Annotated in this window: 7 protein-coding genes, 6 tRNA genes and 3 rRNA genes; 15 read left to right on the top strand and 1 reads right to left on the bottom strand. The window is 44.2% G+C overall.

The genetic code is table 11. The features are described from left to right. Nucleotides 1–43: 43 nt before the first annotated feature. Both dnaK and dnaJ read left to right on the top strand, forming a co-directional pair. Nucleotides 44–1,957, top strand: a complete 1,914-nt coding sequence (dnaK, locus tag Q7674_RS18840; RefSeq protein ID WP_008988372.1) for a molecular chaperone DnaK — start codon at nucleotides 44–46, stop codon at nucleotides 1,955–1,957. 101 nt (nucleotides 1,958–2,058) lie between these two features. Further along, a complete protein-coding gene (dnaJ, locus tag Q7674_RS18835; protein WP_305423098.1) occupies nucleotides 2,059–3,198 on the top strand; it encodes a molecular chaperone DnaJ in 1,140 nt (379 codons plus the stop codon). A gap of 63 nt (nucleotides 3,199–3,261) precedes the next feature. Here the strand turns inward: dnaJ and Q7674_RS18830 are convergent, their stop codons facing one another. Next, a complete protein-coding gene (locus Q7674_RS18830) occupies nucleotides 3,262–3,651 on the bottom strand; it encodes a type IV pilin protein (RefSeq protein WP_023930929.1) in 390 nt (129 codons plus the stop codon). Nucleotides 3,652–3,783: 132 nt separating this feature from the next. Here Q7674_RS18830 and Q7674_RS18825 point away from each other — a divergent pair, with 132 nt between their 5' ends. The 13 genes from Q7674_RS18825 (at nucleotide 3,784) to Q7674_RS18765 (ending at nucleotide 12,778) form a co-directional block, all read left to right on the top strand. After that, nucleotides 3,784–4,365, top strand: coding sequence for a pilus assembly FimT family protein (locus tag Q7674_RS18825; RefSeq protein WP_080892258.1), 582 nt, complete (start codon nucleotides 3,784–3,786; stop codon nucleotides 4,363–4,365). Continuing rightward, nucleotides 4,352–4,939, top strand: a complete 588-nt coding sequence (locus tag Q7674_RS18820; RefSeq protein WP_045066056.1) for a PilW family protein — start codon at nucleotides 4,352–4,354, stop codon at nucleotides 4,937–4,939. Before Q7674_RS18825 ends, Q7674_RS18820 begins: the two co-directional genes overlap by 14 nt. A gap of 23 nt (nucleotides 4,940–4,962) precedes the next feature. Next, nucleotides 4,963–6,252 (top strand): hypothetical protein, encoded by a 1,290-nt coding sequence (locus Q7674_RS18815; protein ID WP_146146586.1) that lies wholly within the window; start codon nucleotides 4,963–4,965, stop codon nucleotides 6,250–6,252. Next, nucleotides 6,242–6,670 (top strand): type IV pilus modification PilV family protein, encoded by a 429-nt coding sequence (locus tag Q7674_RS18810; RefSeq protein ID WP_043128414.1) that lies wholly within the window; start codon nucleotides 6,242–6,244, stop codon nucleotides 6,668–6,670. The genes Q7674_RS18815 and Q7674_RS18810 overlap by 11 nt, the downstream gene beginning before the upstream one ends. A 357-nt stretch (nucleotides 6,671–7,027) precedes the next feature. After that, nucleotides 7,028–8,579: ribosomal RNA gene (locus Q7674_RS18805) — 16S ribosomal RNA — on the top strand. Between the two features lie 100 nt (nucleotides 8,580–8,679). Continuing rightward, nucleotides 8,680–8,755 (top strand) — tRNA-Glu (locus Q7674_RS18800). A gap of 21 nt (nucleotides 8,756–8,776) precedes the next feature. Then, nucleotides 8,777–8,852: transfer RNA gene (locus Q7674_RS18795), tRNA-Lys, on the top strand. Between the two features lie 29 nt (nucleotides 8,853–8,881). After that, nucleotides 8,882–8,957 (top strand) — tRNA-Val (locus Q7674_RS18790). Between the two features lie 24 nt (nucleotides 8,958–8,981). Further along, nucleotides 8,982–9,057: transfer RNA gene (locus tag Q7674_RS18785), tRNA-Ala, on the top strand. A gap of 3 nt (nucleotides 9,058–9,060) precedes the next feature. Next, nucleotides 9,061–9,136, top strand: a tRNA-Glu gene (locus Q7674_RS18780). 336 nt (nucleotides 9,137–9,472) lie between these two features. Next, nucleotides 9,473–12,362: ribosomal RNA gene (locus Q7674_RS18775) — 23S ribosomal RNA — on the top strand. A gap of 85 nt (nucleotides 12,363–12,447) precedes the next feature. Then, nucleotides 12,448–12,563, top strand: a 5S ribosomal RNA gene (gene rrf, locus Q7674_RS18770). The 16S, 23S and 5S rRNA genes sit together here with 6 tRNA genes alongside, the layout of an rRNA operon. Before the next feature lie 138 nt (nucleotides 12,564–12,701). After that, nucleotides 12,702–12,778, top strand: a tRNA-Asp gene (locus Q7674_RS18765). Nucleotides 12,779–13,220 lie beyond the last annotated feature (442 nt).

Genomic DNA, 13,220 nt, shown 5'->3' with positions numbered 1-13,220 from the left:
TAGAGTGTAGCAAGTAAATATAACGAATTTCGGAGATAGTCTGATGGGTAAAATCATTGGTATTGACTTAGGTACTACAAACTCTTGTGTAGCAGTACTTGACGGCGACAAACCACGTGTAATCGAAAACGCAGAAGGCGAGCGTACAACAGCATCAGTTGTTGCATACACTCAAGATGGTGAAACGCTAGTTGGTCAACCAGCAAAACGTCAGGCAGTAACAAACCCTGAAAACACACTATTCGCAATCAAGCGTCTAATTGGTCGTCGTTTCGAAGACGAAGAAGTTCAGCGTGATATCGAAATCATGCCTTACAAAATCGTTAAGGCTGACAACGGTGATGCATGGGTAGAAGCAAAAGGCCAAAAAATGGCTGCTCCTCAAGTATCTGCTGAAATCTTGAAAAAAATGAAGAAAACAGCTGAAGATTTCCTAGGCGAACCAGTAACTGGCGCGGTAATCACAGTTCCTGCTTACTTCAACGACGCACAACGTCAAGCAACTAAAGATGCGGGCCGTATCGCAGGTCTAGATGTTAAACGTATCATCAACGAACCAACAGCAGCTGCACTTGCTTACGGTCTTGATAAGCAAGGTGGTGATCGCACTATCGCTGTTTACGACCTTGGTGGTGGTACATTCGATATCTCAATCATCGAAATCGACGAAGTTGAAGGCGAGAAAACTTTCGAAGTACTATCAACTAACGGTGATACTCACCTAGGTGGTGAAGACTTCGATACACGTCTAATCAACTACTTAGTAGAAGAATTCAAGAAAGAGCAAGGCATCGATCTTAAGAACGATCCACTTGCTATGCAGCGTCTAAAAGAAGCAGCAGAAAAAGCGAAAATCGAACTATCTTCTGCACAGCAAACTGATGTAAACCTACCTTACATCACAGCTGATGCGACTGGTCCTAAGCACATGAACATCAAAGTGACGCGTGCGAAACTAGAATCTCTAGTTGAAGACCTAGTTCAACGCTCTCTAGATCCACTAAAAGTGGCACTAGCTGATGCAGACCTAACTGTTGGTGACATCACTGATGTTATCCTAGTTGGTGGTCAAACTCGTATGCCAATGGTTCAAGCAAAAGTTGCTGAGTTCTTTGGTAAAGAAGCACGTAAAGACGTGAACCCTGATGAAGCAGTTGCTGTAGGTGCTGCTGTTCAAGGTGGTGTTCTTGCTGGTGATGTTAAAGACGTTCTACTTCTAGACGTTACTCCACTATCTCTTGGTATCGAAACCATGGGTGGCGTGATGACTAAACTAATCGAGAAGAACACAACTATCCCAACAAAAGCGAACCAAGTGTTCTCTACTGCTGAAGATAACCAAAGCGCGGTAACTATCCATGTTCTTCAAGGTGAGCGTAAGCAAGCGAGCTACAACAAGTCTCTAGGTCAATTCAACCTAGAAGGTATTCAAGCAGCTCCTCGTGGTATGCCACAAATCGAAGTAACTTTCGACCTTGATGCTGATGGTATCCTAAACGTATCTGCAAAAGATAAGACTACTGGTAAAGAGCAGAAGATCACTATCCAAGCTTCTGGCGGTCTAAGCGATGCAGATATCGAGAAAATGGTTCAAGAAGCAGAAGCTAACAAAGAAGCTGATAAGAAGTTCGAAGAGCTAGTAACTGCACGTAACCAAGCTGACCAGCTAATTCACGGTACTCGTAAGCAAATCGAAGAAGCGGGTGACGCACTTCCAGCTGACGACAAAACAGCAATTGAAGCAGCTGTTACTGAACTAGAAGAAGCACGTAAAGGCGAAGATAAAGAAGCTATCGACGCTAAAGTACAAGCTCTAGTTGCAGCTTCTCAAAAGCTAATGGAAATCGCTCAACAGAAAGCACAAGCTCAACAAGCTGATGGTGCAGGTGAGCAACAAGCTAAGCAAGACGACGACGTTGTTGATGCTGAGTTTGAAGAAGTTAAAGACAACAAATAAGAACGTAATTAATACTTATTAATTAACATCTTATTTAAATTACGGGCGTTTGAGGTTACTCTAACGCCCGTAAATATATCTAGCCAGGTGACAATCAAGTTATGTCTAAACGTGATTTATATGAAGTGCTAGGCGTAGCCCGTGACGCAAATGAGCGTGACATCAAAAAGGCATACAAGCGCTTAGCGATGAAGTACCACCCAGACCGTAACCAGGGTGATGAGGAATCAGCAGAGAAATTCAAAGAAGTGAAATACGCTTACGAAATTCTTACTGATGTACAAAAGCGCGCGGCTTACGATCAATATGGTCATGCAGCCTTTGAACAAGGTGGTATAGGCGGTGGCGGCGGCTTCGGCGGCGGTGCAGACTTCAGCGACATCTTTGGCGATGTGTTCGGCGATATCTTTGGTGGTGGCGGTGGCCGTCGTCAACAACGCGCACAGCGCGGTTCAGATCTTCGTTACAACATGGAGTTAACGTTAGAAGAAGCTGTTCGTGGTTGTTCAAAAGAAATCCGTGTACCAACATTAGTTGGTTGTGACAGTTGTGATGGCTCTGGTGCGAAGAAAGGTTCATCAGCAACAACATGTACTACCTGTCATGGCGCAGGCCAAGTACAAATGCGTCAAGGTTTCTTTGCCGTACAGCAAACATGTCCTCACTGTCATGGTCGTGGTCAAATCATCAAAGATCCATGTGATAAATGTCATGGTGAAGGCCGTGTAGAAGAAACCAAAACGTTATCCGTTAAAATTCCTGCAGGCGTTGATACTGGCGATCGCATCCGTCTTACTGGCGAAGGTGAAGCTGGGGAATTTGGCGCACCAGCAGGTGACTTGTACGTTCAAGTACATGTGAAAGAACACAACATTTTCCAACGTGATGGCAATAACCTACATTGTGACGTGCCTGTAAGCTTTACGATGGCAGCACTAGGTGGTGAAGTTGAAGTACCGACCCTTGATGGTCGTGTAAACTTAAAAGTTCCAGCTGAAACCCAAACCGGTCGTATGTTCCGTATGCGTGGTAAAGGTGTGACATCTGTTCGCGGTGGTATGACGGGTGATCTGATTTGTCGTTTAGTGGTAGAAACACCAGTAAACTTAAGCTCACGCCAAAAAGAGCTACTTCAAGAGCTTGAAGAGACATTTGGTGGCAAAGCGGCAAGTAAGCATAAGCCAAAATCAGAAGGTTTCTTCAAAGGTGTGAAGAAGTTTTTTGATGATCTAACTAACTAAGATTAGTTAATTTCGAATTAAAAAAGCCGACGTGATTGTCGGCTTTTTTGTGTTCATTTTTGCTTACCAGCAATCAGCTGGGGTACCAGCTCCGTTCTGGTTTAAAGTTAAATTACCGCATTCGTCCTGATCTTGCCCTTTATCTACTTTAGCTGTTGCAGTAATCGTATAACTATTAGAAGCACTTGATAGACTGAATGTGTAGCGGTCGTTGTCGCTATCACAAATAGAACAAGTACTCCCACTAATGACAGGAGAGTTATAGTTACTATTTTGAGTAAAGTGCTCTTCAAGATTGAGTTGTACTTTTACCATATCTCCCATAGCTTGAGTCCGATGCCCTTTCAAAACGTAAGACTGGTAAGAAGGGTAAGCAATAGCTGAAATAACACCAATAATCGCCACCACGATTAACATTTCGATCAGAGTCACGCCTTTTTGTTTAGTCATCATCCTTAATCTCTTTATTTTACGAGTCCCATCGACATCTGATTTTTCTCTTATCCTTGCTATTTTGCGTTGATGTTAATCTATGAATCAAGGTGCTCTTAAGGATCAAGAGCCGTGTTAAAAGGGATTTGAGGAATGGCTCGCGGAAATTCATTCTATTTTCATTACATACATTTTATCGCTAAGCGACAGCGAGGTTTTACTTTGCTGGAATTGGTGATCGCTGTGTCTGTGATGAGTATCCTCATTGCTATGGCTGCACCGAGTTTTAGTCAACTAATTGAAACCAACAAAATCAAGCGACTGGCTACAGAAGTTGAGTGGTTTTTAGTACAAGCGAAATCAGAAGCTGTGATGAGAGGAGATAATGTATATATCCATAAAGTAACTTCTCCAGCCCCACAATGGTGTTTACTCTCTTCTTTAAGTGCTTCTATTGGAAGCAGTGATTGTTCTAGTCTACCTAGTAACTTATTAGGTGCTGTAACAAGTTCTAATTTTGAGCTTGCAACATTAGATGCTTCATCAACATTAAATAATTTTTACTTTGAACCAATATATGGGAAGCCAATAGATGCTGCTATCGGTGGAAACTATACATATTCTTTAGGAGATTATACTTTTAAAACCGTTTTATATAGTCCAACAGGAAGAATATATAGTTGCATCATAGCACCTACGACGTCAGGTAAGGTGGGTAGTTATGAGCAATGCTAAAGGTTTTAGTTTAATTGAATTATTAATATCATCGGCTGTTGGGTTATTAGCTATAGGAATTGTAGGCTCCGTCTTTTTATCTGGACATAATGCTGCGAATAAACGTTCTTTAGAACTGATGTTACAGCAAGATGTTAATGATGCATTACGTGCAATTAAAGAAGATATATTAAGGGCTGGTTATGTATCAGGCAGTTCATCCAGCTTAAAAATATCAGGAGCAATTGAAACTGTATATATAAGTCCATCAAATAATTGTCTTGCTTATACATATCAAGATAAAACAGGTACACAGAAATACTATTCAATTTATTATAAAGATGGGAATAAAATTGTTTATAAAGAGTTAAGCTCCGCTATTGATACAACAACAGCATGTTCTGTTAGTTATGCTAACTCACTTATTTATGAAAAGAGTATAAAAGTCATAGATTTTAATATTAGCAGTGAAGTTGTAAGCTCGTCTTCTGCAGCGAGTCAATATATTACAATGAAGATAAAGGCTGAAGTGAAAAATAATACGTTAATAAATACTGAAAAATTCACAAAAGTTAAAGTAAGGAATTGGCAATGAGGAGTAAATATCAGCAGTCAGGAATGACTACGTTATTAATTACAAGTTTATTGTTAATTGTCGCCTTATTGTTTTCATTAGCATCATATAAGAATTTATTTTATCAAATAAAGCGTACACAAAATGAAGTATTAGCAAGACAGGCTCATTGGGTGGCTGAGGGAGGGCTTGAGTGTAGTTATAGTATATTGAATGTGGTAAATAGTCTTTCTGATCCTCAATCTACTATAAACTCTAATTGTAGTTATAATATACCATCGAATGAAAGTCTTAGTATTGAAGTGGAATTAAATAGCAGTAATTATAAAATAATATCGACTAGTACTATTAATGATGTAGCGATAGCAAGTATAAATAAAGTAGCTAAGATAAATAATATGAAAACAGGTGTTTTTCAAGCAACATCTGATTTAATTTTAAATTATAGTGGTGGTAATGTTAATGTATATCCTGAGCCAGGAGATAAAAACTTTGACGGATATAATTGTATAGTCGCTAGATTTTCAAATTATTTGGAAGTTAAAGGTACTCTAAATAATGTTGGTCTAGATCCTAATTATTTACCGTATGATGATTTTCCAGTAAGCATTGGTCCTAATACTCCAAATCCTCCTGTTCCTAATAGTTACTTGCAGAAATGTAACGATGGCTCGAATTCTTTAACTGGAGATTTTTGGACAGAGTCGGTAACAGATAGTGATTATTTATCAAATCCATCTGCTTTTGACAACGATTTTTTACAGATATCAACACTAGATCCATTTGAGAATGTTTTTGGTTATCCCAGAGAAGAATGGGCTAGCGCAAAGAGCGAATTGGGTTTTGTGGAGGTTAATGGAGGACTAAACTGCTCTTCAAATATAGCGACAGCAATTAATTCAGGACGAAGTCTAATTTGGATTAATGATAATTGTGATTTAAGTCTAAATACAGGGTTAATAACTAGTGCTACTGATAATCATGGTGGTGCAATTATTGTGGTTCAAGATGGTGTCGTTGGTTTTTTTGGTGCTGCAATGAATTTGGACATAATGCTTTATCAGTTTTTAACCCCAAATGTGACTCCTGCTTGGTCTCCGTCTGATACCGACTGGAATGCTGGGAATGCAACAGTTGCAGCATCTGTACCTGATAAAAGTAGCTATATACATTATCAGGCTGGCTCATTAACAACTGCAGGTGGGTTTATATTTGATATGCCTACTTTTAAAGCTGAGATAATAGGGTCCGCAAATATTGCATTTGACGGCAACATTGTTAGAGATTTATTAGGAAAACCTGTTTGGGTTCAGGGGTCATGGAATGATCTATAAAAATCAAAAGGGTTTTAGCCTATTAGAAGTCGTCATCTCACTTGCAGTACTTTCAGTTGGAGTATTGGGCCTTGTTAAAATGCAGGCTTATATGGAAGTAAAATCTGAAAATGCGTTAAAGACATTAGATGCACTATATATTGCAGAGTCACAAATGGAATATTATCAAAGACGTGCAAATAATGTGAGCGGGGCTACTGGTTTGATACCTTTTGCAAGTATGGCTGATTCTACTTATTGTCTGTCTAGCACGTTAACTAGCGGGTCTATTTATACATTAACGTGTGATGCATCTAATTTATCTTTGTCTGGTGCGTTAAGAACAATTGATGTCACAGTGAGTTGGGCAGATCGCCGTGGTGTATCCCAAGCTGTTTCTCTGAAGACAGCTGTGTCCAAATATAGTGAATTTGATTAACTAGGCTAAATTATTACCAAAAAACATTTAAAAAAGTCGTTTTGAATAAAATTTATTCAAACGATTTTTTTTTTGTCAAAAATCTATTGTCAGCGAAAAAAATATTCCTATAATGCGACCTCACTGACACGGAGTGAGCCACTGGCAAGCAACAATCAGTATTGTTCTTTAAAAATTTGACCATGCAATCTGTGTGGGCACTCGTTGAATGATTAGTCAAAAAGATTTATCAATGATACTAGTGACCAATTTGATTCGCTTCTTTATATAAAGAGGGGGAACAGCACAGTCAATTCATTCATCATTTATGATGAATTAACAGTATTCATTGAGTCGGTCGGAAGACCAACAAAACTTTAATTGAAGAGTTTGATCATGGCTCAGATTGAACGCTGGCGGCAGGCCTAACACATGCAAGTCGAGCGGCAGCGACTTAACTGAACCTTCGGGGAACGTTAAGGGCGGCGAGCGGCGGACGGGTGAGTAATGCCTGGGAATATGCCCTGATGTGGGGGATAACTATTGGAAACGATAGCTAATACCGCATAATCTCTTCGGAGCAAAGAGGGGGACCTTCGGGCCTCTCGCGTCAGGATTAGCCCAGGTGGGATTAGCTTGTTGGTGAGGTAATGGCTCACCAAGGCAACGATCCCTAGCTGGTCTGAGAGGATGATCAGCCACACTGGAACTGAGACACGGTCCAGACTCCTACGGGAGGCAGCAGTGGGGAATATTGCACAATGGGGGAAACCCTGATGCAGCCATGCCGCGTGTATGAAGAAGGCCTTCGGGTTGTAAAGTACTTTCAGTAGGGAGGAAGGCAGTGTCGTTAATAGCGGCATTGTTTGACGTTACCTACAGAAGAAGCACCGGCTAACTCCGTGCCAGCAGCCGCGGTAATACGGAGGGTGCGAGCGTTAATCGGAATTACTGGGCGTAAAGCGCATGCAGGCGGTCTGTTAAGCAAGATGTGAAAGCCCGGGGCTCAACCTCGGAACAGCATTTTGAACTGGCAGACTAGAGTCTTGTAGAGGGGGGTAGAATTTCAGGTGTAGCGGTGAAATGCGTAGAGATCTGAAGGAATACCGGTGGCGAAGGCGGCCCCCTGGACAAAGACTGACGCTCAGATGCGAAAGCGTGGGGAGCAAACAGGATTAGATACCCTGGTAGTCCACGCCGTAAACGATGTCTACTTGGAGGTTGTGGCCTTGAGCCGTGGCTTTCGGAGCTAACGCGTTAAGTAGACCGCCTGGGGAGTACGGTCGCAAGATTAAAACTCAAATGAATTGACGGGGGCCCGCACAAGCGGTGGAGCATGTGGTTTAATTCGATGCAACGCGAAGAACCTTACCTACTCTTGACATCCAGAGAACTTTCCAGAGATGGATTGGTGCCTTCGGGAGCTCTGAGACAGGTGCTGCATGGCTGTCGTCAGCTCGTGTTGTGAAATGTTGGGTTAAGTCCCGCAACGAGCGCAACCCTTATCCTTGTTTGCCAGCACTTCGGGTGGGAACTCCAGGGAGACTGCTGGTGATAAACCGGAGGAAGGTGGGGACGACGTCAAGTCATCATGGCCCTTACGAGTAGGGCTACACACGTGCTACAATGGCGTATACAGAGGGCTGCCAACTCGCGAGAGTGAGCGAATCCCAGAAAGTACGTCGTAGTCCGGATTGGAGTCTGCAACTCGACTCCATGAAGTCGGAATCGCTAGTAATCGTGGATCAGAATGCCACGGTGAATACGTTCCCGGGCCTTGTACACACCGCCCGTCACACCATGGGAGTGGGCTGCACCAGAAGTAGATAGCTTAACCTTCGGGAGGGCGTTTACCACGGTGTGGTTCATGACTGGGGTGAAGTCGTAACAAGGTAGCCCTAGGGGAACCTGGGGCTGGATCACCTCCTTACCTAAAGACTTACTGTTTAAATGCAGTGTCCACACAGATTGCTTGGTTAAAATGTAAGAGAGCCACTTAATGTTGCCCAACAACATTAAGTACGAACATTGTCCCGTTCGTCTAGAGGCCTAGGACACCGCCCTTTCACGGCGGTAACAGGGGTTCGACTCCCCTACGGGACGCCACTTCTCTTTGAAGTGCAAATTGGGTCGTTAGCTCAGTTGGTAGAGCAGTTGACTTTTAATCAATTGGTCGCAGGTTCGAATCCTGCACGACCCACCATCTTCTCCTCGAAGATGTAAAACATCGGAGGGCGATTAGCTCAGTTGGGAGAGCACCTCCCTTACAAGGAGGGGGTCACTGGTTCGAGCCCGGTATCGCCCACCACTTCTTCCCTAAGAAGTAAAAGTTGGGGCTATAGCTCAGCTGGGAGAGCGCTTCGCTGGCAGCGAAGAGGTCAGCGGTTCGATCCCGCTTAGCTCCACCATGTGTCCCGTTCGTCTAGAGGCCTAGGACACCGCCCTTTCACGGCGGTAACAGGGGTTCGACTCCCCTACGGGACGCCACTCTTTAAACGCATTCTCTTGAGTGTCTTTAAAAAGTGGTTATTTAACGATAAACACAATGCTCTTTAACAATCTGGAAAGCTGACTAGTAAATTCAATCGAATAGATTGATTTATAGTTTTCATCGAAAGATGAAAACGAGTTCTCAAAAACAAACACATTCAAGTGTCTGTTGTTTGCTTTCACTTTTTTAAAGTGAAGACAAATAATGAGTCCGGCGAAAAACCAACGTTTAATACTTTCTTGATCGAAGTGTTAGACATAAACCTTGGTTGTTTGACCAACTTATTTCACTTTTTAAGTGAAAACTAAGAGCGAAACCTCTTGGGGTTGTATGGTTAAGTGACTAAGCGTACACGGTGGATGCCTTGGCAGTCAGAGGCGATGAAGGACGTATTAACTTGCGATAAGCCCAGAGAAGGTAGTAAAAACCTGTGACTCTGGGATTTCCGAATGGGGAAACCCACTTACATAAGTAAGTATCGTGTTGTGAATACATAGCAGCACGAGGCGAACCGGGGGAACTGAAACATCTAAGTACCCCGAGGAAGAGAAATCAACCGAGATTCCGGTAGTAGCGGCGAGCGAAACCGGATTAGCCCTTAAGCTAGTTTTGCGTTAGGTGAAAGTTCTGGAAAGTTCTGCGATACAGGGTGATAGCCCCGTAACCGACAATGCATTATCAGTGAAAACGAGTAGGACGGGACACGTGTTATCTTGTCTGAATATGGGGGGACCATCCTCCAAGGCTAAATACTCCTGACTGACCGATAGTGAACCAGTACCGTGAGGGAAAGGCGAAAAGAACCCCTGTGAGGGGAGTGAAATAGAACCTGAAACCGTGTACGTACAAGCAGTAGGAGCCCACTTGTTGGGTGACTGCGTACCTTTTGTATAATGGGTCAGCGACTTAATTTTAGTAGCAAGGTTAACCGTTTAGGGGAGCCGTAGGGAAACCGAGTCTTAACTGGGCGAATGAGTTGCTAGGATTAGACCCGAAACCGAGTGATCTAGCCATGGGCAGGTTGAAGGTGAGGTAACACTTACTGGAGGACCGAACCGACTAATGTTGAAAAATTAGCGGATGACTTGTGGCTAGGGGTGAAAGGCCAATCAAACTCGGAGATAGCTGGTTCTCCCCGAAAGCTATTTAGGTAGCGCCTCGGACGAATACTACTGGGGGTAGAGCACTGTTAAGGCTAGGGGGTCATCCCGACTTACCAACCCTTTGCAAACTCCGAATACCAGTAAGTACTATCCGGGAGACACACGGCGGGTGCTAACGTCCGTCGTGAAGAGGGAAACAACCCAGACCGCCAGCTAAGGTCCCAAAGTTATAGCTAAGTGGGAAACGATGTGGGAAGGCTCAGACAGCCAGGATGTTGGCTTAGAAGCAGCCATCATTTAAAGAAAGCGTAATAGCTCACTGGTCGAGTCGGCCTGCGCGGAAGATTTAACGGGGCTAAGCTATACACCGAAGCTGCGGCAATGTACTTTGCACATTGGGTAGGGGAGCGTTCTGTAAGCCGTTGAAGGTGTGCTGTAAGGCATGCTGGAGGTATCAGAAGTGCGAATGCTGACATGAGTAACGATAAAGGGAGTGAAAAACTCCCTCGCCGGAAGATCAAGGGTTCCTGTCCAACGTTAATCGGGGCAGGGTAAGTCGACCCCTAAGGCGAGGCCGAAAGGCGTAGTCGATGGGAAACGGGTTAATATTCCCGTACTTCTTATAATTGCGATGGAGGGACGGAGAAGGCTAGGTGAGCCTGGCGACGGTTGTCCAGGTCCAAGTATGTAGGCTGATGGTTTAGGAAAATCCGGACCATCTTAAGGCTGAGATACGATGTCGAGTCACTACGGTGACGAAGTCATTGATGCCATGCTTCCGGGAAAAGCTTCTAAGCTTCAGATTATAAGAAATCGTACCCCAAACCGACACAGGTGATCAGGTAGAGAATACCAAGGCGCTTGAGAGAACTCGGGTGAAGGAACTAGGCAAAATGGTACCGTAACTTCGGGAGAAGGTACGCTCCTAGCGGTGATGAGACTTGCTCTCTAAGCTGCCGGGAGTCGCAGATACCAGGTGGCTGCAACTGTTTATTAAAAACACAGCACTGTGCAAAATCGAAAGATGACGTATACGGTGTGACGCCTGCCCGGTGCCGGAAGGTTAATTGATGGGGTTAGACTTCGGTCGAAGCTCTTGATCGAAGCCCCGGTAAACGGCGGCCGTAACTATAACGGTCCTAAGGTAGCGAAATTCCTTGTCGGGTAAGTTCCGACCTGCACGAATGGCGTAATGATGACTACGCTGTCTCCACCCGAGACTCAGTGAAATTGAAATCGCAGTGAAGATGCTGCGTCCCCGCGGCTAGACGGAAAGACCCCGTGAACCTTTACTATAGCTTGGCACTGAACATTGACCCTACATGTGTAGGATAGGTGGGAGACTGTGAAATAATCGCGCTAGCGGTTATGGAGTCGTCCTTGAAATACCACCCTTGTATGCTTGATGTTCTAACGTTGGCCCCTTATCGGGGTTACGGACAGTGCCTGGTGGGTAGTTTGACTGGGGCGGTCTCCTCCCAAAGAGTAACGGAGGAGCACGAAGGTGGGCTAATCACGGTCGGACATCGTGAGGTTAGTGCAATGGCATAAGCCCGCTTGACTGCGAGAATGACAATTCGAGCAGGTGCGAAAGCAGGTCATAGTGATCCGGTGGTTCTGAATGGAAGGGCCATCGCTCAACGGATAAAAGGTACTCCGGGGATAACAGGCTGATACCGCCCAAGAGTTCATATCGACGGCGGTGTTTGGCACCTCGATGTCGGCTCATCACATCCTGGGGCTGAAGTCGGTCCCAAGGGTATGGCTGTTCGCCATTTAAAGTGGTACGCGAGCTGGGTTTAGAACGTCGTGAGACAGTTCGGTCCCTATCTGCCGTGGGCGTTGGATGATTGAGAGGGGCTGCTCCTAGTACGAGAGGACCGGAGTGGACGAACCGCTGGTGTTCGGGTTGTGTCGCCAGACGCATTGCCCGGTAGCTAAGTTCGGAATCGATAACCGCTGAAAGCATCTAAGCGGGAAGCGAGCCTCAAGATGAGTCATCCCTAGACCTTTAAGGTCTCTAAAGGGTTGTTGAAGACTACAACGTTGATAGGTCGGGTGTGTAAGTGCTGTGAGGCATTGAGCTAACCGATACTAATTGCCCGTGAGGCTTAACCATACAACACCCAAGGGGTTTTATTCGGACTCCAAGAACACTTGAACGTGTGTTTGAGAATCAGCTTTTCAAGATTGTAACGAATTTGCTTGGCGACTATAGCATTATGGATCCACCTGATCCCATGCCGAACTCAGTAGTGAAACGTAATAGCGCCGATGGTAGTGTGGGGCCTCCCCATGTGAGAGTAGGACATCGCCAGGCTTTAATTTCTGTCTTCAGATTTTTAAGAAAAATCTGAAAGCAAAAAAATAGATATCTATTTGAACTATGGATATCGCATGTGGTGTTATCGCTCTTAGCCACCCATGGCTTCGCGATATTAGAACATCCATGTTAGTCGGAGCGGTAGTTCAGTTGGTTAGAATACCAGCCTGTCACGCCGGGGGTCGCGGGTTCGAGTCCCGTCCGCTCCGCCACTTTATTTTAGACCTCAGCAGAAATGCTGGGGTCTTTTCGTATATAGAATAAACTTGCTCTTCGAGCAATGAGTCCCGCTCGTTTGTGAGTCCAATGAACGCAAGCCCGGACTAGGTGTCTCCACCGTTTTGTCACTTATTAAGAAGCCTCGCTATAAATAGCGGGGCTTTTTTGCGTTAATATATTAAGTATCTAAGCCGTTAAGTAGATTAGCTTTTTTATTTGAGATCTTAGTTGAATGTCAGTAACGGTTCGACTCTTATCTTTGTTCCGTGACCTTATTTAAGGCCTCAATAGACATACAGAGCTCTTTTTGTATATAGAATAAACTTACTCTTCGAGCAACGAGTTTTGTTTGAGCAGCCTTTTTAGCTTTTGGTATACATAAGGTAAAAAGCTGTACGCAATATTAAGTGTTTTTATATCAGTTGGTTATGTTTG

Source organism: Photobacterium leiognathi (genome assembly GCF_030685535.1).
Classification (GTDB): domain Bacteria; phylum Pseudomonadota; class Gammaproteobacteria; order Enterobacterales; family Vibrionaceae; genus Photobacterium; species Photobacterium leiognathi.
The sequence above is the reverse complement of the archived record's forward strand: the minus strand, read 5'-3'. Positions and strand labels throughout refer to the sequence as shown.